22 protein-coding genes are annotated in these 25,882 nt (G+C 61.1%); 11 read left to right on the top strand and 11 right to left on the bottom strand.

The features are described 5' to 3' along the window. Positions 1-360 precede the first annotated feature (360 nt). From FHX14_RS30475 to FHX14_RS30460, 4 genes are all read left to right on the top strand, one after another. On the top strand, positions 361-1,770 hold the full coding sequence (locus FHX14_RS30475; protein WP_003592875.1) for a circularly permuted type 2 ATP-grasp protein: 1,410 nt from the start codon (positions 361-363) through the stop codon (positions 1,768-1,770). Continuing rightward, the gene (locus FHX14_RS30470) at positions 1,770-2,711 is read left to right on the top strand and encodes an alpha-E domain-containing protein (RefSeq protein WP_003592872.1); all 942 of its coding nucleotides are present in this window, start codon (positions 1,770-1,772) and stop codon (positions 2,709-2,711) included. Before FHX14_RS30475 ends, FHX14_RS30470 begins: the two co-directional genes overlap by 1 nt. 12 nt (positions 2,712-2,723) lie before the next feature. Then, positions 2,724-3,548, top strand: coding sequence for a transglutaminase family protein (locus tag FHX14_RS30465; protein ID WP_184380742.1), 825 nt, complete (start codon positions 2,724-2,726; stop codon positions 3,546-3,548). Positions 3,549-3,930: 382 nt separating this feature from the next. Then, entirely contained in the window at positions 3,931-5,193 is a 1,263-nt protein-coding gene (locus FHX14_RS30460; RefSeq protein ID WP_184380740.1) for a DUF4010 domain-containing protein, read from the top strand. Between the two features lie 198 nt (positions 5,194-5,391). On the opposite strand, the gene FHX14_RS30455 is transcribed toward FHX14_RS30460, so the two are convergent. After that, positions 5,392-6,429 (bottom strand): AraC family transcriptional regulator, encoded by a 1,038-nt coding sequence (locus FHX14_RS30455; RefSeq protein ID WP_246713502.1) that lies wholly within the window; start codon positions 6,427-6,429, stop codon positions 5,392-5,394. Between FHX14_RS30455 and FHX14_RS30450 the strand changes: the two genes are divergently transcribed. Together FHX14_RS30450 and FHX14_RS33495 are read left to right on the top strand one after the other, a co-directional pair. Continuing rightward, positions 6,428-7,330 (top strand): DMT family transporter, encoded by a 903-nt coding sequence (locus tag FHX14_RS30450; RefSeq protein ID WP_184380738.1) that lies wholly within the window; start codon positions 6,428-6,430, stop codon positions 7,328-7,330. The genes FHX14_RS30455 and FHX14_RS30450 overlap by 2 nt on opposite strands. Then, on the top strand, positions 7,330-7,725 hold the full coding sequence (locus tag FHX14_RS33495) for an HD domain-containing phosphohydrolase (protein WP_184380736.1): 396 nt from the start codon (positions 7,330-7,332) through the stop codon (positions 7,723-7,725). Before FHX14_RS30450 ends, FHX14_RS33495 begins: the two co-directional genes overlap by 1 nt. 97 nt (positions 7,726-7,822) lie before the next feature. On the opposite strand, the gene araD is transcribed toward FHX14_RS33495, so the two are convergent. From araD to chvE, 6 genes are all read right to left on the bottom strand, one after another. After that, positions 7,823-9,562, bottom strand: a complete 1,740-nt coding sequence (gene araD / locus FHX14_RS30440; protein WP_054182804.1) for an L-arabinonate dehydratase — start codon at positions 9,560-9,562, stop codon at positions 7,823-7,825. 62 nt (positions 9,563-9,624) lie between these two features. Further along, positions 9,625-11,058 (bottom strand): aldehyde dehydrogenase family protein, encoded by a 1,434-nt coding sequence (locus FHX14_RS30435; RefSeq protein WP_184380733.1) that lies wholly within the window; start codon positions 11,056-11,058, stop codon positions 9,625-9,627. A gap of 35 nt (positions 11,059-11,093) precedes the next feature. Then, positions 11,094-12,089, bottom strand: coding sequence for an AraD1 family protein (gene araD1 / locus FHX14_RS30430; RefSeq protein ID WP_184380730.1), 996 nt, complete (start codon positions 12,087-12,089; stop codon positions 11,094-11,096). Positions 12,090-12,208: 119 nt separating this feature from the next. Further along, positions 12,209-13,420 carry a multiple monosaccharide ABC transporter permease gene (gene mmsB / locus FHX14_RS30425; RefSeq protein WP_184380728.1) on the bottom strand — a complete coding sequence of 404 codons (1,212 nt, stop codon included), beginning with the start codon at positions 13,418-13,420 and terminating at the stop codon, positions 12,209-12,211. Further along, complete coding sequence (gene mmsA / locus FHX14_RS30420) at positions 13,417-14,955, bottom strand: multiple monosaccharide ABC transporter ATP-binding protein (protein ID WP_184380726.1); 1,539 nt, start codon at positions 14,953-14,955, stop codon at positions 13,417-13,419. The genes mmsB and mmsA overlap by 4 nt, the downstream gene beginning before the upstream one ends. Positions 14,956-15,054: 99 nt before the next feature. Further along, complete coding sequence (chvE, locus tag FHX14_RS30415; RefSeq protein ID WP_003592850.1) at positions 15,055-16,119, bottom strand: multiple monosaccharide ABC transporter substrate-binding protein; 1,065 nt, start codon at positions 16,117-16,119, stop codon at positions 15,055-15,057. 271 nt (positions 16,120-16,390) lie between these two features. Here chvE and FHX14_RS30410 point away from each other — a divergent pair, with 271 nt between their 5' ends. Both FHX14_RS30410 and FHX14_RS30405 read left to right on the top strand, forming a co-directional pair. Continuing rightward, complete coding sequence (locus tag FHX14_RS30410; RefSeq protein WP_184380724.1) at positions 16,391-17,398, top strand: LysR family transcriptional regulator; 1,008 nt, start codon at positions 16,391-16,393, stop codon at positions 17,396-17,398. A gap of 154 nt (positions 17,399-17,552) precedes the next feature. Next, positions 17,553-18,023, top strand: coding sequence for a hypothetical protein (locus FHX14_RS30405; RefSeq protein WP_179611783.1), 471 nt, complete (start codon positions 17,553-17,555; stop codon positions 18,021-18,023). Here the strand turns inward: FHX14_RS30405 and FHX14_RS30400 are convergent, their stop codons facing one another. Then, positions 18,024-18,308, bottom strand: a complete 285-nt coding sequence (locus tag FHX14_RS30400) for a hypothetical protein (RefSeq protein WP_184380722.1) — start codon at positions 18,306-18,308, stop codon at positions 18,024-18,026. It abuts the gene before it with no gap. Positions 18,309-18,505: 197 nt separating this feature from the next. Between FHX14_RS30400 and iolG the strand changes: the two genes are divergently transcribed. Continuing rightward, entirely contained in the window at positions 18,506-19,498 is a 993-nt protein-coding gene (iolG, locus tag FHX14_RS30395) for an inositol 2-dehydrogenase (RefSeq protein ID WP_179611785.1), read from the top strand. A 225-nt stretch (positions 19,499-19,723) separates the two neighbouring features. Here iolG and FHX14_RS30390 read toward each other — a convergent pair whose 3' ends face one another. The 3 genes from FHX14_RS30390 to FHX14_RS30380 are packed head-to-tail and all read right to left on the bottom strand — an operon-like array spanning position 19,724 to position 23,043. Next, complete coding sequence (locus FHX14_RS30390; protein ID WP_184380720.1) at positions 19,724-20,725, bottom strand: glycine betaine ABC transporter substrate-binding protein; 1,002 nt, start codon at positions 20,723-20,725, stop codon at positions 19,724-19,726. 50 nt (positions 20,726-20,775) lie between these two features. Further along, entirely contained in the window at positions 20,776-21,891 is a 1,116-nt protein-coding gene (locus FHX14_RS30385; protein ID WP_184380718.1) for a mandelate racemase/muconate lactonizing enzyme family protein, read from the bottom strand. A gap of 24 nt (positions 21,892-21,915) precedes the next feature. Continuing rightward, on the bottom strand, positions 21,916-23,043 hold the full coding sequence (locus FHX14_RS30380) for an alcohol dehydrogenase family protein (RefSeq protein WP_184380716.1): 1,128 nt from the start codon (positions 23,041-23,043) through the stop codon (positions 21,916-21,918). 232 nt (positions 23,044-23,275) lie between these two features. Between FHX14_RS30380 and FHX14_RS30375 the strand changes: the two genes are divergently transcribed. Both FHX14_RS30375 and aac(6') read left to right on the top strand, forming a co-directional pair. Beyond that, positions 23,276-24,214, top strand: coding sequence for a LysR substrate-binding domain-containing protein (locus FHX14_RS30375; protein ID WP_003592840.1), 939 nt, complete (start codon positions 23,276-23,278; stop codon positions 24,212-24,214). Positions 24,215-25,419: 1,205 nt separating this feature from the next. Further along, positions 25,420-25,872 (top strand): aminoglycoside 6'-N-acetyltransferase, encoded by a 453-nt coding sequence (aac(6'), locus tag FHX14_RS30370; RefSeq protein WP_184380714.1) that lies wholly within the window; start codon positions 25,420-25,422, stop codon positions 25,870-25,872. Positions 25,873-25,882: the final 10 nt, after the last annotated feature.

The raw sequence follows: 25,882 nt of genomic DNA, 5'->3' as shown, positions 1-25,882 counted from the left end.
TAAACCGGACAGCAGTGGCTCAAGGCCGAGCATGACGGAGGGAGGGTGGGCACAAATTGCTATTCACAGCCGATTCTGGAATGCCATCCACCAACGGAACCAAACAATGCCGGCACCTCGGCCAAACTAACTTGATGAGGGAGCAAGCGGGAAGGCTGTACGCAACATACCCGCCGAACGAAAAACAATCAGCTGCTCATATTTTCAGCAGTCTCCGGCGAACGACAATCGCCACCTCGCTTCCACCGCCCGGATTCCCCCTGTTTCCCGCAACGCAAAATCTTTTCCTCGAACTGCGCATGGTTCTTGCATTGCAATTTGCGTTGTATTCAAATGAACAAAAAAGGGGAGCACGCACCTTTGGCATTTGATGAAATGATTACTGGGGACGAAAGTCCTCGCCCGCCTTATGAAAAATATTTTGAGTGGTACAACAGCCAAGACCGGTCGCATCTGATTGCCAAATCCCGCGATGCGGAAAACATCTTCCGGAAGACCGGCATCACTTTCGCGGTCTACGGCCATGCCGATAGTTCCGAAAAGCTCATCCCCTTCGACATCATTCCCCGGATCATCTCCGCCCGCGAATGGCGCAAGCTCGCCCAGGGCATCGAGCAGCGGGTGATCGCGCTCAACGCCTTTCTCGACGATATCTACCACAAGCAGGAGATCATCCGCGCCGGCCGCGTCCCGCGCGAGCTGATCGAGAACAACGTCACCTTCATCCCAGAGATGATCGGCTTCCGCCCGCCCGGCGGCGTCTACACCCATATCGTCGGCACCGACATCGTGCGCACCGGCGAGGATCAGTTCTACGTGCTGGAGGATAATGCCCGCACGCCTTCCGGTGTCAGCTACATGCTGGAAAACCGGGAAACCATGATGCAGATGTTCCCGGAACTCTTCCATGAGAACAAGGTTCAGCGCGTCGAAGACTATCCCTATCTCTTGCGCCAGAGCCTTGCTTCGCTCGCCCCTCCCGGCTGCAGCGGCAAGCCGCGCGTCGCGGTGCTGACCCCCGGCATCTACAATTCGGCCTATTACGAGCATTCCTTCCTCGCCGACATGATGGGCGTCGAACTGGTCGAGGGTTCGGATCTGCGCGTCATCGACGGCAAGGTGAAGATGCGCACGACCCGCGGTTACGAGGCGATCGACGTGCTCTACCGCCGCGTCGACGACGACTTCCTCGATCCGCTGACCTTCCGGGCCGATTCCGCCCTTGGCATTCCCGGCATCATGGATGTCTACCGCTCCGGCAATATTACCATTGCCAACGCACCGGGCACCGGCATCTGCGACGACAAGGCAATCTACTCCTATATGCCGGAGATCGTCGAATTCTACACCGGCAGCAAGGCGCTGCTCGAAAACGTGCCGACCTGGCGCTGTTCGGAAGCATCGAGCCTGAAATACGTGCTGGAGCACCTCGAGGAATTGGTCGTCAAGGAAGTGCACGGCTCCGGCGGCTACGGGATGCTTGTGGGACCGACGGCATCGAAGAAGGAGCGCGCCGATTTTGCCGAGAAGCTGAAGGCCAAGCCGAACAATTATATCGCCCAGCCGACACTGTCGCTCTCCACCGTGCCGATCCTCGTCAACAAGGGCATCGCGCCGCGCCATGTCGACCTGCGTCCCTATGTGCTCGTGTCGGACAAGGTTCAAATCATTCCGGGCGGGCTCACCCGCGTGGCGTTGAAGCAGGGCTCGCTGGTGGTCAATTCCAGCCAGGGCGGCGGCACCAAAGACACCTGGGTATTGGAGGACTGATGCTCGGAAGAACCGCAAACGGCCTCTACTGGATGTTCCGATACATCGAGCGCGCCGAAAATATTGCCCGCCTGGTCGATGCCGGGCTGCGCATGTCGCTGACCCGCAGCAGCGCCGGCGACGACAACTGGGATGGCGTACTGCAAAGTGCCGGCGTTCGCGAAGCCTATGACGAGGGCCACACGAAGCTGACTAATGCCGATGCAATCGACTATCTCCTGCGCGATCGGGCCAACCCGTCGAGCGTCATGTCCTGCATCGAGTCCGGCCGCAACAATGCCCGCATGGTGCGCACCGCGCTGACGCGAGAGACCTGGGAAGCGACCAACGAATGCTGGATCGACCTGAAGTCGCTGCTCGAAAAGCGCGTCAAGCCGGCCGAAATGCCTGAAGTCATCGACGCCATCAAGCGCCGCGCCGGCCTCATCCGCGGCGCCTTCCATGGCTCGACGCTGCGCAACGAACTCTATAATTTCGCCCGCATCGGCACCTTCATCGAGCGGGCCGACAATACCAGCCGTATCCTCGACGTGAAATATTACGTGCTGCTGCCCTCGGTCTCGGCCGTCGGCTCCTCGCTCGACAATGTCCAGTGGGAATCGATCCTGCGCTCCGTCTCCGCCCACCGCGCCTATAGCTGGGCCTATGACGGCGAATATCGCGCCATGAACATCGCCGACTTCCTGACGCTGAACGTCCAGATGCCGCGTTCGCTCGCCTATTGTTACGAGAAGATCGTCAGCAATCTCGGCTATCTCGCCCAGGATTACGAGGAGCGGCTGCCTGCCCACGATACGGCCGATGCGATCCGCACCACGCTGCAGACGCGGGCGATCCGCGATATCATGGATCAGGGCCTGCATGAGTTCCTGGAGGATTTCGTCTCGCGCAACAACCAGCTCGGCGCCGAGATTTCCAACGGCTACCGGTTCTACGTTTAAGCGGATCAGAACATGAGACTGAAAATCAGCCACCTCACCGAATATCGCTACGACGAACCGGCGCAGTTCTCGCTCCAGCGCCTCAGGCTGACGCCGCCGACAACAGCCGCGCAGAAGGTGCTCGGCTGGTCGCTGAACGTCGAGGGCGCCAAGCCCGAGGTGGAATATGACGATCAGTACGGCAATCACGTCAATCTGGTCTCGCTGGAAGGCGCGCAGCACGTGACACGCATCTTCGCCGAAGGCGAGGTCGAAACGGCTGATAATAACGGCGTCACCGGCCCGCATACCGGCTTCTGTCCGCTTTGGCTCTTCCTGCGCGAGACGCCGCTGACCAAGTGCGGCAAGCTTGTCAGGGAGCTGATCAAGGACGTCACCGGCGATAACGAGCTTGCCCGCATGCATGCGCTGATGGAAGCAATCCACCAGACGGTCGACTACAAGCCCGGCACCAGCAACACCACAACGACGGCCGAACAGGCGCTGGAAAAAAAGAGCGGCGTCTGCCAGGACCATGCCCACATCTTCATTGCCGCCGCCCGCTCCCTGCAGGTGCCGGCGCGTTATATCTCGGGTTATCTGATGATGGAAGAAAAGGTCGAACAGGCGGCGACCCATGCCTGGGCCGAAGCCCATATTCCAGGCCTCGGCTGGGTCGGTTTCGATCCCGCCAACGAAATCTGCCCGGATGCGCGTTATGTCCGCGTCGCCTCCGGCCTCTGCTACCGCGACGCCGCGCCGATTTCCGGCATGCGCATCGGCACGCCGGGTGAAACGCTGTCGGTGACCGTGAAAGTCGAGGACGGCGGCCAGATGCAAAGCCAGAGCCAAAGCTGAGCGGCATCAGCCGCTCGACGGAGGGAGATCCAAATCTGGGCTCCCTTGCATGCGCACACTGGATTTCGACGGTCTTCCAGGGCTGATATGGCCGCGCCGTTTCACCAACGCGTCACCCCGCCAGTCGATGCGGAATTCGGACGGCCCATCGAGCCCGATATCCGCCACGCTAACACCTGTCCTGTGTCGCGCACGGACATGGCTCAACGAGAAGCATCCCGGTTCTCATCGAGAGCACGCAAACTTTGATCCGTCGCAATGACCGGGCCGCATGGCCATGGTTGGATTTCAGAAACAAGCAGAGCGGAATGCACCGTCGTCGTGGCATATTGGGCAGAAGTTCCCGCCAAGGCGGGCTGGCCGACAATGTCTGGATCTTCGGATGATGACTTCATTGGTGATGACGGACGCGTTCCAACGTCTCAGCCTGGCGCTTGCGATCGGCATCCTCGTCGGGATCGAGCGCGGATGGCGCGAACGCGAAGCTGCGCCGGGCAAGAGAGTGGCGGGCATACGCACCTATGGCCTGTCGAGCTTCCTCGGCGGTTTTTGCGGTTTTCTGCAGCCGATCACAGCACCGACCCTGCCGACGGCCATCTTCGTGTTCTTCTGTATCACGGTGCTCATCTTCAGCGGCATGCAGGCAGCACGGGAAAAAGATTACAGCGCGACCGGCACCATCGCCGCGATAACGGTCTTTGCGCTCGGCTTCGGCGCCGTCGTTGCGGATATGACGGCGACTGCCGCGAGTGCCGTCGCGATCACCGCGCTTCTGGCGGCGCGGGAGCCGCTGCATGGATTCCTCCGGAAACTGACCTGGCTCGAATTACGGGCCGCGCTGATTCTGCTGACGATGACGGTCGTCATTCTTCCGATTCTTCCCGACGAGGCGGTCGATCCCTGGCAGACGATCAACCCTTTCGAGCTTTGGATGATGACCATCCTGATCGGTGCGGTTTCATTCGCTGGTTACGTCATGATCAGGCTCAGCGACGCCAAGGCCGGAATATTGCTGACCGGGACCTGCGGCGGTATCGTCTCGTCGACGGCGCTGACGCTTTCCTTCGCCCGCCAGTCGACGCAGACGCCCGCCCTCTCGCCGCTGCTTTCGGCCGGAGCGATGCTGGCGGGAGCCGTATCCCTCAGCCGGGTGCTTTTGATCTGCGGCGTCATCGCCCCTGATATGCTGAAGGAGCTTGCCGCATCGCTCGGCCCGGCTGCCGCGATCCTTGCCGTGGGCGGCGGCCTCGCCGGATTGACGCGGCGCTCCGATGGCGGTTCCGATTTTTCACCGCGAAATCCGCTGGAGGTGATGGTCGTCATCCGCTTTGCGCTTCTGCTTGCCGTCGTGACCATCGTGACGCGGGCGACTTTGGCAGTCTTTGGAACCCAGTCGCTCGTCGCGGTCGCTTTCATCACAGGGCTCGGCGATCTCGATGCGATAACCCTCTCCATCGCCAAGCTGTCGTCGCAGACCGTGCCTGCGGACGCGGCCGCGCATGCGATAGCGGTCGCCGCCTTCGCCAATCTTCTGGCGAAAACCGGTCTTGCGGCAACGGCGGGAAGCATCGGTTATGCGGTTCGACTGGCGATCACCACCGGCATAGCGACGCTTGCGGGCGCCGCCGGCTTGTTTCTGGCGTGAAGGTCTGCGCTGTCGGCAGAGGCTCCAGTTCCACACGTCGGAACGACAGCACCGATCGCGTGGAGTAATCCGATAAAGCATGTCGCGCAAAAGTGTGCAGCGGTTTCGCGATAACGACATGCGTAAAAACAAAGACCTAAAGCGCAAGGAGCGAATCTGAAAGATCGCGACGCGCTTTAGGGCAATGGCCGGCGGCTTTCACGACAGGCTTCGCCACTCCCCTGGCGGTACGCCGGTGGTGGCTTTGAAAGCCTTGGAAAAATGGCTTTGTGAACCGAAGCCGCAGGCGGAGGCAACGGCTGCAAGGCTGTTTTCGCGGTTGCGAACGAGCCTTTCTGCCTGCTCGATCCGCCGCGCCGCCACGTAGCGATGCGGAGGCATGGCGAAGCTGACGCGAAACATCTTGGCAAAATGAAAGGTGCTCAAGCCGGCTTCCCGTGCCAGCCGATCAAGCGTCAGCGCCTGGTCGAGATTGGCGTCGATGTAATCAGCAGTACGGCGACGCACCGAGGGTGAAAGCCCTCCGCGCACGGCCTCGTGCCGCGTCTGCCGATTGTGCGATTTCAAGATGCGATGAATGAGAAGCCTGCAAACCGCATCGAGGGCGACACGGTCGCTCTTTTCCTGCCAGTTCAGAGGCAAAACCCCTCCCCGGACAATCATCGCCATCGCCGGATCATCGCAGAACGTCAGATCCATCAGATCGATATGTCTCGGGTCGATGTCGAACGACGTCAGCGCTTCATAAGCGAGGAGTTCGGGATCGACGTAAAGATGAAACATCCTCAACGGCCCGCCGATATGCCATTGGCTTTTGTGTTCGGCCGGAAAGAGGCAAAGCTTGCCCGGTGCTCCGCCCGATAGCCGCTTATCCTCGCGAATGACCCTCTCGCCGCCGTCAAGATAGATGCTCAGCGTGTGGTGATCGGGGCGCTCGTAGAACGCTTGTCCTGCGCTGTTGGTCCACTCCGCAAGCGACAGTCCCCGGTCGACCGAGCCGGAGCGCTGAAGGCATGCGCCGGATCTTGAGAGCGCTTCTTTAACTATCAGACGGTGTTGCTGTTCCATGATCCATCGGGGCCTCGTCTCACGAGTTTGAATGGGACGGCGCAGCCGATCAATAGGACGAGAGGCAAAAACCCAAGAATATACAATGCCTCCACGGTCTGCGGCATAGACCTGGCTGTTCGGCTCGGTATCGATCCTCCCATTGTCGTTGACGGAGTGAAAGACCATGACCGGCCTCTGCTATGCTTTAACCGTGCTGATCTGGGGCACCACCTGGATCGCGATCAAGAACCAGCTTGGCGTCGTTCCGATTGAAGCGTCGATCGCCTACCGCTTCGCCCTCGCCGGCGCGATATTATTCGTAGGCCTGAAGATTGCGAAGAGGCTTCAGCCCATTCCCTTGCGTCATCATCCCTATGTGGTCCTGCAGTCGATCTGTCTCTTTTCCTGTAATTTTCTTTGTTTCTATATCGCCGAAACCTTGGTGCCGAGCGGCATTGTTTCGGTGATCTTTTCGGCTGCGACAATCTTCAATCTTGCCAATGGCATGGTCGCATTTGGTCAGAGGCCGTCGGCGCGCATTCTTCTCGGCGCGGCCTTCGGTGTTGCCGGCATTGTCTGCCTCTTCTGGAACGAAGCTGCCGCCGCCGCATTCGACCGCAAGGTGGTGATCGGCGTGATGCTTGCCCTCCTCGGGACATGGTTCTTTTCGGTCGGCAACCTGGTGTCCGTACGCAACAGGAAGCACGGACTGTCGGTCACTTCGGTAAATGCATATGGAATGCTCTATGGTGCCGGGATCGTCTCGACATTCGCCGCCATTCGGGGCGTCGAATTTACCTTCGATCCTTCAGCGTCCTATGTCGGCTCTCTCCTTTATCTCGCGATTTTCGGCTCCGTGATCGGCTTTACCACCTACCTCACCGTCGTTAACCGGCTGGGAGCAGCCAAAGCCGCTTATATGACCGTCCTCTTTCCCATCGTTGCCCTGACGATTTCGATGTTTTTCGAAAATTATCGGCTCGGTCCATTGGCAGCTCTCGGGCTCTGCGCCGTGCTGGTTGGAAACGTGCTGGTTTTTTCACCAGCGCCTCGACTGGCCGTTTTTGTCAGGCGCTTTCGTCTCTGATGTCAGAGCGATTTTCCTCTGATCCGCCCCATCGAAGCGTCGCGGCGGGCGTTTCATCGCGCGCCGGGTGCGGTTCACGTCGCAGGCAAAACGGTCGGTTCAGCTGGAAGCGCTGGAGGCCGGCGCCACGGATTTTTGGCCAAGCCCTTCCACCCGAGGGAACTGCAAGTTATCATGAAAAATGGGACGGAACCGGCTATCCCAAGGGCCTGTCCGGCGACGCAATCCCCATCGAAGGACGTATCGTCGCGGTCTCCGACGTCTTCGAAGCGCTCTGCTCCGATCGGCCGTGTAACAGGCCTCGCCGGTCGAGCAGGCTTACGCAAGAATCATTGCGTGCAGCGGCTCATTTCGACCCGCCTGCATTGCCGCTTTCCGGCGCACAGCGGCCTTAAGCGTCTGAGCGCCACCATCATCCGCTACGGAACCGGCGAACAGAAAGAGGCGGAGTTTTGCCCCGCCTCATCAGCTATCAATTCCGGCTGCACCCGGTTAGTGGCTGTCCTTGCCGACTGCGTTTCCGCGACATCCCTTGAGGAAGTCGAGGTCGGCGCCGGTATCGGCCCCTTCGACATGCTGCTGATGCAGGAAGGCATAGCCTGATGTCGGCAGATCATGGTTCGGCTGCCATTCGGCCAGCCGCCGCGCCAGTTCCTCGTCTGATATGTCGAGATGCAGACGACGGTTCGGCACATCGAGCTCGATCATGTCGCCGTTTTTCACGACTGCGAGCGGGCCGCCGACCGCCGCTTCCGGCGAGGTATGCAGCACGACGGTGCCGTAGGCCGTTCCGGACATGCGGGCGTCGGAAATGCGCACCATGTCGAGGATGCCCTTCTTCAGCACCTTCGGCGGCAGTCCCATGTTGCCGACTTCGGCCATGCCGGGGTACCCCTTCGGCCCGCAGTTCTTCATGACCATGATGCAGTTTTCGTCGATGTCGAGATTGTCGTCGTTGATCTTGGCCTTGTAGTCGTCGATGTCCTCGAACACGACTGCCCTGCCCTTGTGTACCAACAGATGCGGAGAGGCGGCCGAAGGCTTCAGCACCGCGCCCTTCGGCGCCAGATTGCCGCGCAGCACGACGATGCCGCCTGAAGAGGTCAGCGCCTTTTCGGCCGGCAGGATGACGTCTTCGTTCCAGTTGACGACCTCCTTGACCTCGTCCCAGACGGTTTCGCCGGAGACCGTCAGCGCATCCTTATGCAGCAGGCCGGCCTCGCCGAGGCGCTTCAGCACCACCGGCAGGCCGCCGGCATAGAAGAACTCTTCCATCAGGTACTTGCCCGAGGGCATCAGGTTGACGATTGTGGGAACGTCGCGACCGCAGCGGTCCCAGTCGTCGAGCGATAGATCGATGCCGACGCGGCCGGCAATCGCAAGCAGGTGGATGACGGCATTGGTCGATCCGCCGATCGCCGCATTGGTGCGGATGGCGTTTTCGAAAGCCTGTTTCGTCATGATCTCGGAGGGCTTCAGGTCATCCTTGACCATCTGCACGATCCGGCGGCCGGTCAGCTGCGCCATGACCTTGCGGCGGGAATCGACGCCCGGGATCGCGGCATTGCCTGATAGTGCCATGCCGAGCGCCTCGGCCATGGAGGCCATGGTGGAGGCGGTGCCCATGGTGTTGCAGGTGCCCGACGAACGGCTCATCGACGCCTCAGCCTCGAGGAATTCGGCCTGCGTCATCTCGCCGGCCTTCACCATTTCGGAGAACTTCCACAGATGCGTGCCCGAACCGACACGCTCACCGCGGAAATAGCCGTTCAGCATCGGCCCGCCGGTGACGACGATCGAAGGCAGGTCGCAGGAGGCAGCACCCATGAGCAGCGACGGCGTGGTCTTATCGCAGCCGACCAAGAGCACGCAGCCGTCCATCGGCTGGCCGCGGATCGCTTCCTCCACCGCGAGTGCGGCGAGGTTGCGATACATCATCGCCGTCGGGCGGAAAGTGTTTTCGGATGCCGAGAATACCGGCACCTCGAGCGGGAAGCCGCCGGCCTCCCAGACACCCGCCTTCACCTTCTCGGCGAGTTCGCGCAGATGGCCATTGCACGGCGTCATATCAGACCAGGTATTCAGGATGCCGATGACCGGACGGCCATCGAACAGGTCATGCGGATAGCCCTGGTTCTTCAGCCAGCCGCGATGGTAGATCACGTCGCGGCTGGTGCCGCCGTACCATTCCTGCGAGCGCAGCTTGCGCGGCCATTCTGCTTTCTTCTTCATCGTCTCTGTCCTTCAGGATATCCCCTGACCGCCTCGTACGATCAGGGTTATCGCGCTTCGTCTCAAGCCAGCGTGTAGGCGGTCTTGACGGTTGTGTAGAATTCGGCGGCGTACTTGCCCTGCTCGCGCGGGCCGTAGGACGAGCCCTTGCGGCCGCCGAAGGGAACGTGGAAATCGACGCCAGCCGTCGGCAGGTTGACCATGACCATGCCGGCCTCGGAATTGCGCTTGAAATGCGTCGCATGTTTCAGGCTGGTCGTGGCAATGCCGGCCGAAAGCCCGAACGGCGTGTCGTTGGCGATGGCAAGCGCCTCGTCATAATCTTTCGCCTGGATCACAGAGACCACAGGTCCGAAGATCTCCTCGCGCGAAATGCGCATCTGGTTGGTCGCTTCGGTAAACAGCGTCGGTTGCAGGTAGAAGCCGGGCGTTTCGCGGGAAATGACCTCGCCGCCGAAGGCAAGCTTGGCGCCTTCCGACTTGCCGATCTCGATATAGTCGGTATCGGTCTTCAATTGCCGCTCATCGACGACGGGACCGATATGGGTGCCGGCCTTCAGCGCATTGTCGACGACCAGCGTCTTCAGCTTGTCGGTGAGAGCCGCGACGAACTTGTCGTGGATGCCTTCGGTGACGATCAGCCGCGACGATGCCGTGCAGCGCTGGCCGGTGGAGAAGAAGCCGGAATTGGCGGCGGCTTCGACGGCAACGGAAAGATCGGCGTCGTCAAGCACGACCATCGGGTTCTTGCCGCCCATCTCCAGCTGGAACTTGCGGTTATGCTCGATCGAGGCGGCGGCGACGCGCCGGCCGGTGCCGGTGGAGCCGGTAAAGGTGATGCCGTGAACGTCAGGGCTTTCGAGCATGGCCTGGCCGACGACCGAGCCCTTGCCCATGACGAGGTTCAACACGCCCTTCGGCAGGCCGGCGCGGTTGAGGATATCGACGATCGCCCAGGAACAGGCCGGCACCAGTTCGGCCGGCTTGAAGACGACGGTGTTGCCGTAGCAAAGCGCCGGCGCGATCTTCCAGGCCGGGATGGCGATCGGGAAATTCCAGGGCGTGATGATGCCGATGACGCCGAGGCCCTCGCGGGTGATCTCGACACCGATATTCGGGCGCACCGACGGGATGACCTCGCCGGCCAGCCGCAAGGCTTCGCCTGCGAAGAATTCGAAGATCTGCGAGGCGCGGATCACTTCGCCGGTCGCCTCAGGCAGGGTCTTGCCTTCTTCGCGGGCGAGCAGCGCGCCGAGTTCGTCCTTGCGCGCCATGATCTCGTCGCCGGCCTTTTTCAAGATGACGTGGCGTTCCCAGATGCCGGAGCGCGACCAGGCCGGGAAAGCGGCTTTGGCGGCGGCGATGGCGTTCTTGGTGTCTTCGGCGCTGCCGTCGGCATAGAGGCCGACGACTTCGTTGGTATCGGACGGGTTGATGTTCTTCGTCGCGTTGGTGCCGACCCATTCGCCGGCGATCAGGTTTTGATAAATGGTCATGGGCTGAATGAGCCTCCTTTACCGTTTATGAGAAATCAGAGTTGCTTGACGGCAATCTCTTCTTCGGCGGCCACCTTCAGCGGATTGCGCAGCGGCAGGCCGAATTCGGCGACTTCGATTTCGAAGACATCGCCCTCTTCCGCCTTGATGCCGTCGGCGAAGGAGAGTGTTGCCGTGCCGAACATATGGACATGGACATCGCCCGGAACACGGAAGATGCCGTATTTGAAATGGTGATATTCGAGATTGGCGAAAGTGTGCGACATGTTCGCCTCGCCCGACAGGAAGGGCTTTTCGAAGATCACCTTGTCGCCGCGCTTGATGCGCGAGGTGCCGCGGATATCGTCCGGGGCGGCGCCGATGCGGATTTCCGGACCATAGGCGGCCGGGCGCAGTTTCGAGTGGGCCAGATAGAGATAGTTGATCCGCTCGGTGACGTGGTCCGAAAACTCGTTCGACAAAGCAAAGCCGATGCGGAACGGCGAGCCGTCCTTGGCGATGACGTAAATGCCAGCCATTTCAGGCTCTTCGCCGCCCTCGAGCGCGAAAGACGGCGACACCAGCGGCGCGCCGGGGGCGGCGGCACCATAGCCGTTGCCCTTGTAGAACCATTCGGGCTGGACGCCCTTTTCGCCAGCCTTCGGCTTACCGTTCTCGAGACCCATCTTGAACATCTTCATCGAGTCGGTCAGCGTTTCCTCGGCCGCCTCGCTGGTCTTCTTGTGCATGGAATCGCGGGTGGCGGCGGAGCCGAGATGCGTGAGACCGGTGCCGGTCAGATGCAGGTGGGCCGCGTCCGGATGGGTGATCGGCGGCAGGAAGCGGCCTTCCGCATAGACCTTTTCAAGATCGACGGTTTCGCCGTAACCATGCGCCTCGATAACCGCGGCAAGCGACTTGCCGCCGTCGGCGGCTTCCATCGCCAGCGCATAGACGCTGCCGGCATTCTTCACCGATCTTGCAGCGCCGCCCTGCTCGCGCACGGCGACGACGATCTCTCCGTTGGCACCCTTGATCTGGGAAATAAGCACGACTTCGATCCTTCTCGTTCCAGCGAAGACTTTCGGAAAAAGCTCCGCCTGTCCGGCTCCATCAGGAGCCGGAATTGATCATTCATATGACTGCGAATGCCCGGGCTGCGCTTGAGCGCTCAGCCCTTGTTCTTGTTGTAGACGTCGAAGAACACGGCAGCGAGAAGCACCGCGCCCTTGACCATCTGCTGCGAGTCGGTGCCGAGGCCGTGGATCGACATGCCGTTGTTCATGATGCCCATGATAAGCGCGCCGATGACCGCACCGGTCACCTTGCCGACGCCGCCCTGGGCCGATGCGCCGCCGATGAAGCAGGCGGCGATGACGTCGAGTTCGAGGCCGAAGCCGCCCTTGGCCGTCGCCGAGTTGAGGCGCAGCGCCACGATCAGACCGGCGAGACCGGCGAGCAGTCCCATATTGGCGAAGGTCAGGAAGGTCAGCCGCTCGGTGTTGATACCGGAAAGCTTGGTCGCCTTCTCATTGCCGCCCATGGCATAGATGCGGCGGCCGATGGTGGTGCGACGGGTGATGAAGGCGTAGGCCGCGACCAGGGCCAGCATGATGACCAGCACGTTCGGGAAGCCGCGATAGATCGACAGCTGCAGGCCGAGCCCCAGAATGGCGACCGCGACAATGATGTTCTGGGCAAGGAAGAAACCCATGGGCTCGACGTCATTGCCATGCTTCTCGTTCGACAGCCGCTTGCGCCATGCCATATAGAAGAGGGTGACGGCGCCAATCACGGTCAGAATGATCGAGGTCGAGTTGATGCCGCCCATATCGAACAGGTTCGGCAGGAAGCCGATGCTGATCAGCTGGAACTCCGGCGGGAAAGGACCGATGCTGGTGCCGGTTCCCGAAGCCGTCATCACGAACAGCGTCAGGCCGCGGAAGACCAGCATGCCGGCCAGCGTGACGATGAAGGCCGGAATCTTGTGATAGGCGACGAAATAGCCCTGGATGCCGCCGACAAGCGCGCCCATGGCCAGACAGACGACGGCCGCGACGACATAGTTGACATGCCATTGCACCGTCATAACGCCGGCAATGGCGCCGATGAAGCCGACGACGGAGCCGACCGAAAGATCGATATGGCCGGCGACGATGATCAGCAGCATGCCCAGCGCCATGATGACGATGAACGAGTTCTGCAGAATGATGTTGGTCAGGTTGAGCGGCCTGAAGAGAACGCCGCCGGTCGAAATCTGGAAGAACACCATGATCGCGATCAGCGCGATGAACATGCCGTATTCCCGGATGTTGCCGCGAACGTAGTCTCCGATCGAGACGACACGCCCTTGCTCAGCGATGGGTTGATTGATCGGCGTCATTGTTTCTTCTCTCCTGAGCGCATGATGGCGCGCATGATGGTTTCCTGGCTCGCTTCTCCCTTCGGCAGTTCCGCAACGATACGCCCTTCATTCATGACGTAGATGCGGTCGCAGGTGCCAAGAAGTTCCGGCATTTCCGACGAGATCATCAGAACGGCTTTGCCGTCAGCCGCGAGCTGATTGATGATAGTATAGATTTCGTATTTTGCACCCACATCGATGCCGCGCGTCGGCTCGTCGAGGATCAAAACATCGGGATTGGAGAACAGCCACTTCGACAGCACCACCTTCTGCTGGTTGCCGCCGGAAAGATTGACCGTTTCCTGGAAGATGCTGGAAGAGCGGATGCGCAGCTTCGAGCGATAGTCGGACGCGACCCTGGATTCCTTGACGCTGTCGATGACCGACGCATTCGACACCGCCTTCAGATTGACGAGCGTCGTATTGTGCAGGATCGTGTCGTTGAGCACGAGGCCGAGCTGCTTGCGGTCTTCGGTGACATAGGCGAGACCGGCGTCGATCGCCCGGCGCACGGTGCTGACATCGACCGGCTTGCCATGCATCAGCACATCGCCCGAAATCTTGTGACCATAGGATTTGCCGAACAGGCTCATGGCGAATTCGGTGCGCCCTGCCCCCATCAGACCGGCGATGCCGACGACTTCGCCCTTGCGGACGGTGACGTTGATATCGTGCAGGACCTGGCGGTCGCGGTGCTGCTGGTGATAGGCGTTCCAGTTCTTCACTTCGAGAATGGTTTCGCCGATCGGCACCGAACGCGGCGGATAGCGGTCTTCGAGATCGCGGCCGACCATGTTGCGGATGATAATGTCTTCGCTGATCTCGTCCGCGTGACAGTCGAGCGTCTTGACTGTCATGCCGTCGCGCAGCACGGTGATCTGGTCGGCGACCTTGCGGATTTCGTTCAGCTTGTGGGAAATGATGATCGAGGTGATGCCCTGCTTGCGGAATTCCATCAGCAGCGTCAGCAGCGCGTCGGAATCGCTTTCGTTGAGCGAGGCGGTGGGCTCGTCGAGGATGAGCAGCTTGACGCTCTTCGACAGCGCCTTGGCGATCTCGACCAGCTGCTGCTTGCCGACGCCGATGTCGGTTACCAGAGTGTTCGGAGATTCCGACAGGCCGACCTTCTTGAGCAGCTGCTTGGTGCGGTTGAACGTCTCGTCCCAGCTGATGACGCCGTTCTTGGCATTCTCGTTGCCGAGGAAGATGTTCTCGCCGATCGACAGCAACGGCACCAGCGCCAGTTCCTGGTGGATAATGACGATGCCGATTTCTTCGGAATCCTTCAGGACCTTGAAGTTGCGCGTCTCGCCTTCATAGACGATGTCGCCGTCATAACTTCCGGTGGGGTAGACGCCCGAGAGGACCTTCATCAGGGTCGATTTGCCGGCCCCGTTTTCGCCGACCAATGCGTGAATTTCACCCTTGCGAACCTTGAGGTTCACGTTCTCCAGCGCCTTGACGCCCGGGAACGTCTTGGTGATGCTCCGCATTTCGAGGATGGTATTGTCCATAGTCAAAGTTCCAGCGCCGTGAGCCGCCAAGCGGCTTGGCGATCATAAAATCGAAGACCGGAACCCGCAAGCGCGGGTTCCGGCCTCCTGCTTAACGTCTTACTTCAGCTTGTCTTCAGAGTAGTAACCGCTGTCGACGAGGATCTGCTTGTAGTTGGTCTTGTCGACGGCAACCGGCTTCAGCAGGTAGGACGGAACGACCTTGACGCCGTTGTCGTAGGTCTTGGTGTCGTTGACCTCAGGCTCCTTGCCGGACATGACGGCATCGACCATGGCAACAGTGACCTTGGCGAGTTCGCGGGTGTCCTTGAAGATCGTCGAATGCTGTTCGCCAGCGATGATCGACTTGACCGACGGGATTTCAGCGTCCTGGCCGGTGACGATCGGCAGCGGCTGAGCAGCCGTACCGTAACCAACGCCCTTCAGCGAGGAGATGATACCGATCGACAGACCGTCGTAAGGCGACAGAACGGCGTCGACCTTGGCGTCGGTGTAGTTAGCCGAAAGCAGGTTGTCCATGCGGGCCTGGGCCGTTGCCGGATCCCAACGCAGGGTGCCGACCTTGTCCATGCCGGTCTGGCCGGACTTCACGACGAGCTTGCCCGAGTCGATGTAGGGCTGCAGGACGGACATTGCGCCATCATAGAAGAAGAAGGCGTTGTTATCGTCCGGCGAACCGCCGAAGAGTTCGATGTTGAACGGGCCCTTGCCATCCTTGAGGCCGAGGCCGTCAACGATGGAGCCAGCCTGCAGAACGCCGACCTGGAAGTTGTCGAAGGTCGCGTAGTAATCGACATTGCCCGAATCGCGGATCAGACGGTCATAAGCGATGACCTTGATGCCGGCGTCATGAGCCTTCTGCAGAACGTCGGAAAGCGTCGTGCCGTCGATCGAAGCGATGACCAGAACCTTGGCACCCTTGGTGACCATGTTTTCGATCTGCGAAAGCTGGTTCGGAATATCGTCGTCGCCATACTGCAGGTCCGTGCCGTAACCGGCAGCCTGGAGCTGCTTGACGATGTTGTTGCCGTCGTCGATCCAGCGGGCCGAAGCCTTGGTCGGCATGGCAATGCCGACGGTGCCCTTGTCGGCGGCCATTGCCGGTGCAACGAACGAAGCGACGCCGAAGGCAGCCGCAGCCATCAATGAGATAATGGACTTCATTTCTCTCTCCCTTGTTAATAGAGCAGCGGACGAAAAATCGCCCGCCCCGAAACTGTGGCAGGTTCCGTATTGGATAGTTACTTCAGATGGTGAGAAACGAAGTAGGTCTCCTCCACGATCTCACACGTGTTGAGTGCCAACCAGCACACGGCGGCAAACTGGTATGGATTCCTATAACTGTCAAATAGAATAAGTGGTAAAGTGCATAACAATTTTGGTATATCGTTAAAAAGTATTACTTTTGATGGAGCGCAGCGAGGAGGCTGCAACCATGACGATTGTTTCAGAGCCCATTTCGATGGATCATGTCGATATCCACAGCGATAGTTTCGGCAATGACAACCTTTTACGTGCAGGACTTAAGCTGAATCACCTGCGGATGATCGTCGCAATCGAAGATAGCGGACAGATTTCCGCAGCTGCGGAAGTCCTGAACATTTCACAGCCCGCCGCATCGCGCATGCTGTCCGAAATGGAATCGATCACCAAGACTCAGCTCTATGAACGAGTCGCCCGCGGCGTGGTGCTGACGACCTTCGGCGCAGCACTTGCCAGACGTGCGCGAAAGATCCTCCTGGAACTGCGCGAGGCAAGCCGCGAGATCGGCGAACTGAAGAGCGGCAAGGGCGGCTCGGTCTTCATCGGCGCGGTGACGGCGCCGGCCATGAGCCTCGTCGTGCCGGCGATCAACCGGGTGCGCAAGGCCTATCCCGGCATCGAGATCAACATCCAGGTGGAGACCAGCAACGTGCTCGCCCGCGAGCTGCTCGCCGCCCGCCACGACTTCATCATCAGCCGCATTCCCGACGATCTCAACCCACGCCTGTTCGAGGTGACGGAGATCGGCATCGAGCGCGCCTGCCTGATCGTGCGCAGCCGCCATCCGCTGCTGAAAAAGAAAAAGACCAGTAGCCTTTCCGACATCCGGGATTACGACTGGGTGTTCCAGCCGCCGGGCACGCTGCTGCGCCGGACGATCGAGGATATTTTCCTGTCGCGCGGCGTGGCGCTGCCGGAAAATATCGTCAACACCTCGTCGCTGCTTTTAACCTGCGCCATCGTCTGCGGAACCGACGCGATCGCTCCTGTCGCCACCGACGTTGCCCAGTTCCTCTCCAGCCAGAGCGCCAGGGCTTCCGACGTGCGCATGCTGCCGATCGATTTCGACATCAACGTCAAGCCTTACAGCCTGATCACCGCCAGGGAACGGGCGCTGCCGCCGAGCGCAAGGCTGCTCTATGACATCATTCTGGAGGAGAGCCTGAAGCAGGCCGGCTGACGCGGCCCGCAAGCCCGGCGCCATCTTGCCCATCTCTAATGCGCGCCGGAGCAATTCCAGCAAAGGGCGCAGCGCTTTTTGCGTCCGGGAATTGCGTAAAAAATTAGAGCACGTCGGGTGTTTCGAAGAAACAGAATGCTCTTGAGGATGCGGGATGCTGTTCGGACAGTCGGTATTTCAATCAGTGCTCGAGCGGCTGAAGGCCGAGGACGAGACGGCTGAGGAGGCCGAAGCGCCAGCCAGCCACCGTGTGGCGGGCCTCGGCACCGGCTTTGCTTTCGATGTCATGGAGGGCGTCTCGGTCGCCTCGCAGCGGATCGGAGAGGCCTATTTCGACAATCTGGATCTCGACGCCGCCGCCGGGTTCGTCGAGAAACCGGCGCCTTTGCCGGAACCAGAGCCCGCCATGCCCGACCATCTCACCCGCACAGCGCCGCAAGAGGTTGCCGCCGAACTGGCGATCTCGGCCGCCGACACGCCGCTGACGCTCAGCGAGAAGCGCCGCGCCTTTGCCCGCGCCAATCATCCCGACGGCGTCGCCCTGCCCTTCCGCGACAATGCGACGAAACGGATGATGCTGGCCAATCTGCTGATCGACGAGGCGCTGCGGCGATTGGGCCGCTGACTAGTCTTGGTCTGCCTGCTTGGTGGGCTTTTCCGTGGATGTCTCCGCCGGCTCTTCGTCTTCATCTGCCTCAGGCTCGGCCGCCGGCTCGACCGTCGCGGGCTGCGGATTGAATGTCCAGAACAGCATATAGAAGGAATAGGCGCCCGCCGCGGCCGAGAGCACCGCCCAGAAGGGATCGCCGCCGACAATCTCGAACGCCGCCCAGCCGAAGCAGACGGCAACGATGGCGACACGCACCCAAAGGCGCCGGTATGCCGGATGGTTCGGATCAATCAGTTGCATCAGTGCCCCGCCGTCGAATATGTCACACTGCCGATGGCATGTGCCGCACTGCCATAGGCATGTGTCGCGCTTGTCTTTAGTTGGAATCTTGCAAATGTGAAAGAGCCGCGGGCTTGACGCCGCGTGGAGAAGATGGAATGAAAATTCCAGATTTTGGGTAATTCGGTTTATTTGTTCCGAATTCAATGGAGGTTGCTATGACAGTGAGATTTGGTCTTCTCGGCGCCGGCCGCATCGGCAAGGTTCACGCGAAAGCCGTCAGCGGCGACGCCAATGCGACGCTCGTCGCGGTGGCCGACGCCTTTCCGCAGGCGGCCGACGCCATTGCTTCGGCCTATGGCTGCGAAGTCCGCACCATCGAGGCGATCGAGGCAGCCAAGGATATCGACGCCGTCGTCATCTGCACGCCGACCGATACCCATGCCGACCTGATCGAGCGCTTCGCCCGCGCCGGCAAGGCGATCTTCTGCGAAAAGCCTGTTGATCTCGACGTTGCCCGCGTCAAGGCCTGCATCAAGGTGGTGGAAGAGACCGGCGCCAAGCTGATGGTCGGCTTCAACCGCCGCTTCGACCCGCATTTCATGGCGGTGCGCAAGGTGATCGACGACGGCAAGATCGGCGATGTCGAAATGGTGACGATCACCTCGCGCGACCCCGGCGCCCCGCCGGTGGATTACATCAAGCGTTCGGGCGGCATCTTCCGCGACATGACGATCCACGATTTCGACATGGCCCGCTTCCTGCTCGGCGAAGAGCCGGTTTCGGTGCTGGCAACCGCCGCCGTCCTCGTCGACAAGGCGATTGGCGAAGCCGGCGACTATGACAGCGTCTCGGTGATCCTGCAGACCAAATCCGGCAAGCAGGCCGTCATCTCCAACTCCCGCCGCGCCACCTATGGCTACGACCAGCGCATCGAAGTGCACGGCGCCAAGGGCATGGCCGCGGCCGAAAACCAGCGTCCGGTCTCAATCGAAGTCGCCAACGGCGACGGCTACACCCGCCCGCCGCTGCATGATTTCTTCATGACCCGCTACACCGAAGCCTACGCCAACGAAATCGCCGCCTTCATCGCCGCGATCGAAAAGGGCACGAAGATCTCGCCTTCCGGCGCCGATGGCCTGGCGGCTCTGGTGCTCGCCGATGCGGCGGTGCAGTCGGTCAAGGAAGGCAAACTGGTCAAGATCGGCTGACGCATCGGCTCGAAGTTATAATGAGATGGCCGGGCACTCGCCCGGCCATTTTGCGTTTGTGGCAAAGGCCGTTCTCTACGCGGCGTCATGCTCGACCTTGGTCTGACGGGGAGAAGCAACACGCCTAACGAACAGAGGGATCGCGGCATGTCTCTTCTCCCCGCAGGCGGGAAGAAGGCGGCGGCAGCCGGATGAAGGGCTGTTCGCCGGCCTTCTCCTCGTTCTTTAAAGGGCGGCCTTGATTTTCTCGGCGACATCGGCCGGGACCCATTGCGACCAGGTGCTTTCGTCTTGCTGGAGGAAATGCTTGGCGCCGTCTTCGCCGGTGCCCTGGTTCTCCGTTTCCCACGCCATGATCTTGCCGACGGTGTCGTTGCTCCAGCCGCGTTTGTTGAAATAAGCCATGACTTCGGGGCTGGTGCGATCGGCAAATTTCTTGGTGACGACGGTCATCACCTTGTCGACCGGCCAGTCGGCGACCTTCGGGTCGGGGCAGGCAAGGTTGGTGATGCAGCGCTTCCATTCGACGGGATCGGCCGACCCATTCTGCTTGAGCTTCACCAATTGATATTTGCCGAGCAGCGCCGTCGGCGCCCAGTAATAGGTGATGAAGCCCTGCTTGCGCTCATAGGCCTTGGCGATCGCGCCATCGAGACCGGCTGCCGAGCCTGGGTTCATCAGGGTGAAGCCCTTATCAGCAGCCTTGTACGCCTTGAACAGCTGTGTCGTGACGACGGTCGCGCCCCAGCCTTCGGCGCCGTTGAAGATCGCGCCCTTGCTCGGGTCTTCCTGATCGGGAAAGAGGTCAGGATGGGCAAGAGCATCCTCGACGGTCTTGATCTCGGGATGGGCGTCGGCCAGATATTTCGGGATCCACCAGCCCTGAATGCCGCCATCGGGAAGGGCCGGAGCGCCGAAGACGATCTTGCCTTCCTGGACGCCGCGCGGAACGATCTCCGGCAGCAGGTCGACCCAGGTTTCGGATGAGACGTCGGGCTCGCTCTTCTCCACCATCGATGTCGTGGTCGGCACCGTATCGCCGGGAACGGTCTCGACATTGCAGCCGTAACCGTTTTCGAGGATGAACTTGTCGACGAAGGTCAGCAGTTCAGCGCTCTGCGCATTGTGCACGGCGAGCACGACGTCGCCGCATTCAGCGGCATGAGAAAGCGATGCGAAGCCGGCAAGGCCGGCCAGCAGACATGTGGATGCAAGCAGTTTTTTCATTTCGTTCCCTCTTTTTACGGCGTTGATAAGACAGGGCGCCGCATCCCTGTTTAGAAGTGAGAGGCCACTGGATCGCCCAGCGCTTCGAGGCGCGGTGTGATCCCGAGGCCCGGTGCTGTGGGCGCGGTGACCCGGCCGTTGCGCACCGTAAAATCGCCGTCGGCGGTCTTGAGCTTGACGATGTCCCGGCATTCGAGCACGCAGCGCAGGTTCTTTTCCGGCACCGTCTGGCCGAGATGCACGATGGCCGCGAAGGCGACGTCCGAGCCCGCCGTTTCCTGGACGCTGACGGTGTAGCCGGCAGCGACCGAAATATCGCGATGACGGCGACCGCGGGTCAGCCCGCCATTCTTGGAAATCTTCAGGCCGATGCCTTCGGCGGCGTCGTCACTGACAAGCTGGGCAATCGCCGCATCATCCGTCGCCAATTCGTCGAAGATGATCGGCACATCCGTGCGCCGGCGCAGCGACATGCATTCGCGCCAGGTCGCACAAGGGGCCTCGAGCACGAAATCGAGCCCGGCCGGTAAGAGCCGCAGCATGCGAAGCGCGGTCTCCACCGTCATGCCGCCATTGGCATCGACGATGAAGAATTCGCCGGGCCGCTTGTCGGCGAGCGACGCGGCAATTCTGGCGGCATCGACAGCCGGCTCGTCGCCGATTTTGACCGAATGGGCGAGGTAACCGAGCTGGCGATGCTCGGCGACACGCCGGCGCATATCGTCCGGATCGCCCATATAGATCGACGAGATCACCGGCATCTGGACATCGGTGCGGCCGCCGAGCAACTCGCAGACCGGCAGGCCGACCGATTTTCCGAACAGATCCCAGCAGGCAACATCGAGCGCGGTCTTGGCGTGCAGATGTCCGAGCAGCGCATTGTCCATGGCGTCATTGACGCGATCGACGCGGCGAGGATCGAGCCCGATCAGGCTGGGCGCGATTTCCGCAATGCCGGCGCGCACGCCGAGCGCGTGAGAGGCGATATAGGTCGAGCCGAACGGCGTGCTCTCGCCCCATCCTTCCAGGCCGTTCTGCGTGGTGATCCTGACGATCGTCGCATCGAAGCTTCTATATTCCCGTCCACCCGACAGCCGGTAGACGCCGCCCCGGTAGGGCAGGTCGACCTGGAAGACATCGATTTTTTCGATTTTGAGTTCGCTCATGTGCTTCTTATTCCGGAATGGCGTCTATTCGGGGATCACGAGGACGAGCTTGCCGGCGATGCGCTTCGACAGGAAATCGCGCTGCGCCTCGACGATATCGCTCAAGGGGTAGCTCTTGCCGACGAGCGGCCTGATTTCGCCGCGCTCGACATAGGAGACGAGGTTTTCGAAAACGGCGTCCTCCTGGAAGGTGCAGCCGAAGAAGGTCAGGTCCTTGAGATAGAGGGTTCTGACGTCGAGCTCGACGATCGGCCCGGCGATGGCGCCGGCAACGGCGTATCGCCCGCCCCTTTTCAGGACGTCAAGCAGCTCGCCGAAAGACGGGCCTGCGGCGACATCGAGCACGACGTCGACCGACTCGTGGCCGAGCCTGGCGACGATGCTCTCGCCGCGCGAGAGGATGCGGTCGGCGCCGATCACCAGCAATTGCGCAGCCTTGTCCGGGCTTGAGATCGCCGTGACGATCGCGCCTCGGCGCTTCGCCAGCTGGATCGCCGCCGAGCCGACGCCACCGGAGGCGCCGGCGATCAGGACGTGCTCGCCGGCGCCGACGGCCGCCCGGTGCAGCATGCCCTCGGCGGTGGAATAGGCGCAGGGCAGCGACGCCAGTTCGACATCGCTCCAATCGCAATCGATCCGATAAGTTTCGCGCGCCGGCGCCACCGCATATTGGGCAAAGCCGCCATCGCATTCCGAGCCGAAGGTCCAGCACTCGAAGGGCCGATAATCGGTATAGGAGCGCAGCATATTGCGCACCAGCACCCGCTCGCCGATCCGGCCGGGATCGACACCCTCCCCGACCGCGGCGATACGCCCGCAGCAATCGGCCCCCTGAATGCGCGGAAAGGCGAGCGGCACGCCGGACCAGCTGGCGTCGGCATCCTGTACCGACTGGACGCCGGTTGCCCCACCGCTTTCCGTGCCTGTTGTCACCGCCTTGGAATACCAGCCGATGCGGGTGTTGATATCGGTGTTGTTGACGCCGGCCGCAGCGACGCGGATCAGCATCTCGCCGGCCTTCGGCCGGGGAAGCGGAATGTCCTCGCGATATTCCAGTTTCTCGAAACCGCCATGGCCGGTGAGGAGGACGCCCTTCATCCGCTCCGGCAGCCTCTGCGAGGCCTGTTTCGACTTTGATGTCTCGATGTTCATGTCTGTTTGGGACCTCGAAAAACAGCCTTGCCAATGCGCCGGATAGGCGCCTTCTCCTCGCGACAGGCTGTCGATGGGTCCTATGAAAGCGGCAGGGAGGCCTTGAAGACAAGGTACATAAAAATCCGCCATGCATTGAGTTAAACTCAAGACGAACGGGTTTACCTGCATTATCATGGCGGAAATATCAACGCCGCGCCGACAGGCGCTGGGGATGGATGGGGGAAGATCAATGGTTCGCCGCTTCTATGGTCTGCCATCCCTGACCGCGCTTGCCACCTTCGAGGCCTCGGCCCGGCACGGCAATTTCACCTTGGCGGCAGCCGAGCTCAACGTCACGACAGGGGCCGTCAGCCGGCAGATCAAGTCGATCGAGCAGGAGCTCGGCGTCGCTCTTTTCCTGCGCACCGGCAAGGGCGTGATGCTGACCGCGCCGGCCGAGGATTTGTACCGGGCGCTGGCAACCGGCTTCGCCAGGGCATCCGAAGTCGTCAATTCGATCAAGCAGGGAAACAGCGCCCGCAACGTGACGATTGCCTGCAGCGACGTGTTCGGGACGATGTGGCTTATTCCCCGGATGCCGGATTTCTGGCGGCGCTTCACCGACATATCGGTCGATCACCTGATCGGCGACAACTTCAAGACCTTCCGCCCATCGCAGCTGGAGCTGCGCATCCGTTATGGATCGGGCAAATGGATCGATGAGACGGCGGAATTCCTGTTCGACGACTGTCTCTATCCGGTCTGCAGTCCGGGGTTTGCCGAAAAGCATGCCGGCGCCTCGGCGGCCGATCTTGCCGATCTGCCGCTGTTGAACGTCGAGTGGGTCGAGCCCGGCTGGACCGGCTGGGAAGAGGTGCTGGCACGCGGCGGGGTGCCGTATCACGCCGCCAGCGGCAGACGCTTCGGCAAGTTCAGCGTCGCGCTCCAGGCTGCTATGGCCGACCAGGGGCTGGTCGTCGGATGGCACCGTCTGGTCGGCCCCCTTGTGGAAAAGGGGGATCTGGTGCGCTTCACCGACCTGGTGGTTCCCGACCCCGGGGCCTATTACCTCACCTGGAACAGCACCCGCGCGCTGCCTGCCGCTGCCCTATCGCTGCGCGACTGGATCAGGATGCTCGCCGAAGAGGAAAGACGGACGCCGATGCCTTTGGCGCGGCCATTCTCCTAAAACCGTCCGGATGGTTGCTTTCTCGCGACCTGAGCTCACCGTCAGAATCGCCGGCGGTTGCCCACACTCCGGCGTCCTCGGGCTTGAGCCGAAGACCTACGCCGCATCCAATTGCAGTCGTGGCGTGGATCCCAGGCTCGAGGCCTGGGATGACAGAGAGTGGGGGTTGCGTTTGTGCCAAACTCGCCGTCGGCGCAGGGGATGAGGCGTTCGGTTTCTGGTCGAAGGCGGGGCCGAGAGCGGTCTGTCATCCTGGTGCCGCCACCCCTCGCTGTCTTGCTCCGGATGCTACCCCATCCTCCGTCCTCCTCGGGCTTGACCCGAGGACCACCCCACATCCACCGGCAGTTGTGGCATGGGTCCCAAGCTCGAGGCCTGGGATGACGGAGGGTGGGGTTGCGTTTGCGCCAAACTCGCCGTCGGCGCAAAGGATGAGGCGTTCGGTTCCTGGTCGAAGGCGATGCCGCGAGCGGTCTGTCATCCTGGTGCCGCCACCCCTCGCTATCTTGCTCCGGATGCAACCCCCACCCTCCGTCCTCCTCGGGCTTGACCGAGGACCACCCCACATCCACCGGCAGTTGTGGCATGGGTCCCAAGCTCGAGGCCTGGGATGACGGAGGGTGGGGTTGCGTTTGCGCCAAACTCGCCGTCGGCGCAGCGGATGAGGCGTTCGGTTCCTGGTCGAAGGCGGGGCCGAGAGCGGCCTGTCATCCTGGTGCCGCCACCCCTCGCTGTCTTGCTCCGGATGCTACCCCACCCTCCGTCGTCCTCGGGCTTGACCCGAGGACCCACCCGCATCCACCGGCAGCCGTGGCATGGATCCCAGGCTCGAGGCCTGGGATGACGGAGGGTGGGGGTGGCGTTTGTGCCAAACTCGCCGTCGGCGCAGGGGATGAGACGTTACCGGGCGGGCGCTATAACACACGGGAAAGCACCTCGCGCCATCCGAAATATCGACAGCCTGTTTGGCACAAACACAACCCCACCCTCCGTCATTCCAGGCCTTGAGCCTGGAATCCATGCCCGCAGCCGATCGAGCCGGCTAAAGGTGAAAGACCCCTCAACCCCAGCCCCCAACCGAAATGTGTAATCGAAGTCGATACTGCCGAAACCCCTTGTGGCATGGGTGTTTGGAAATATCTTCATGAAGCATCTGCGCACTCACCACTTTAAATGGGATTTTGTCGACAGGAGGGAACCGCAATATGGAACCGAGTATTGAGATTGCGACTATAAACGATGTCGAGCCATGGGCGCGGCTTCGCCTTGCGCTATGGCCGCATCACTCGCTTGAAGATCATCGAGCTGAGTTGGGCCGGGCATTTTTTTCACAAAATGCAGAAGCCGTCGCGTTCATCGCTCGAAATGCTGCGAATGACGCTGTCGGGTTTGCTGAGGCCACGTTGCGGCATGATTATGTGAATGGGTGCAGCAGCTCGCCGGTTCTATTCCTCGAAGGGATTTATATCAGGCCGGTTGACAGGCGAAAGGGTATCGCAGGACTGCTTTGCAATGCCGTTGCCGATTGGGGGAAGTCGCTTGGCTGTGTTGAGTTTGGCTCTGACGCGCCGCTTGAGAATTCGGCCAGCCATGCGCTCCATGCCGCTTTAGGATTTGAGGAGACACAGCGCGTCGTGTTCTTCCGAAAGCCACTGTAGGCCGGGGTTG

Origin of the sequence: Rhizobium sp. BK619, from assembly GCF_014195245.1 — a bacterium.
In the GTDB taxonomy this organism is placed as follows: Bacteria; Pseudomonadota; Alphaproteobacteria; order Rhizobiales; family Rhizobiaceae; genus Rhizobium; species Rhizobium acidisoli.
This window is presented reverse-complemented; position numbering and strand designations above follow the sequence as displayed.

Excerpts from the sequence above, each read along its gene's own strand:
- FHX14_RS30470 (WP_003592872.1), top strand. The coding sequence starts at position 1,770 with ATGCTCGGAAGAACCGCAAACGGCCTCTACTGGATGTTCCGATACATC.
- FHX14_RS30465 (WP_184380742.1), top strand. The coding sequence starts at position 2,724 with ATGAGACTGAAAATCAGCCACCTCACCGAATATCGCTACGACGAACCG.
- FHX14_RS30460 (WP_184380740.1), top strand. The coding sequence starts at position 3,931 with ATGATGACTTCATTGGTGATGACGGACGCGTTCCAACGTCTCAGCCTG.
- FHX14_RS30450 (WP_184380738.1), top strand. The coding sequence starts at position 6,428 with ATGACCGGCCTCTGCTATGCTTTAACCGTGCTGATCTGGGGCACCACC.
- FHX14_RS30455 (WP_246713502.1), bottom strand. The coding sequence starts at position 6,429 with ATGGTCTTTCACTCCGTCAACGACAATGGGAGGATCGATACCGAGCCG.
- FHX14_RS33495 (WP_184380736.1), top strand. The coding sequence starts at position 7,330 with ATGTCAGAGCGATTTTCCTCTGATCCGCCCCATCGAAGCGTCGCGGCG.
- araD (WP_054182804.1), bottom strand. The coding sequence starts at position 9,562 with ATGAAGAAGAAAGCAGAATGGCCGCGCAAGCTGCGCTCGCAGGAATGG.
- FHX14_RS30435 (WP_184380733.1), bottom strand. The coding sequence starts at position 11,058 with ATGACCATTTATCAAAACCTGATCGCCGGCGAATGGGTCGGCACCAAC.
- mmsB (WP_184380728.1), bottom strand. The coding sequence starts at position 13,420 with ATGACGCCGATCAATCAACCCATCGCTGAGCAAGGGCGTGTCGTCTCG.
- mmsA (WP_184380726.1), bottom strand. The coding sequence starts at position 14,955 with ATGGACAATACCATCCTCGAAATGCGGAGCATCACCAAGACGTTCCCG.
- chvE (WP_003592850.1), bottom strand. The coding sequence starts at position 16,119 with ATGAAGTCCATTATCTCATTGATGGCTGCGGCTGCCTTCGGCGTCGCT.
- FHX14_RS30410 (WP_184380724.1), top strand. The coding sequence starts at position 16,391 with ATGACGATTGTTTCAGAGCCCATTTCGATGGATCATGTCGATATCCAC.
- FHX14_RS30405 (WP_179611783.1), top strand. The coding sequence starts at position 17,553 with ATGCTGTTCGGACAGTCGGTATTTCAATCAGTGCTCGAGCGGCTGAAG.
- FHX14_RS30400 (WP_184380722.1), bottom strand. The coding sequence starts at position 18,308 with ATGCAACTGATTGATCCGAACCATCCGGCATACCGGCGCCTTTGGGTG.
- iolG (WP_179611785.1), top strand. The coding sequence starts at position 18,506 with ATGACAGTGAGATTTGGTCTTCTCGGCGCCGGCCGCATCGGCAAGGTT.
- FHX14_RS30390 (WP_184380720.1), bottom strand. The coding sequence starts at position 20,725 with ATGAAAAAACTGCTTGCATCCACATGTCTGCTGGCCGGCCTTGCCGGC.
- FHX14_RS30385 (WP_184380718.1), bottom strand. The coding sequence starts at position 21,891 with ATGAGCGAACTCAAAATCGAAAAAATCGATGTCTTCCAGGTCGACCTG.
- FHX14_RS30380 (WP_184380716.1), bottom strand. The coding sequence starts at position 23,043 with ATGAACATCGAGACATCAAAGTCGAAACAGGCCTCGCAGAGGCTGCCG.
- FHX14_RS30375 (WP_003592840.1), top strand. The coding sequence starts at position 23,276 with ATGGTTCGCCGCTTCTATGGTCTGCCATCCCTGACCGCGCTTGCCACC.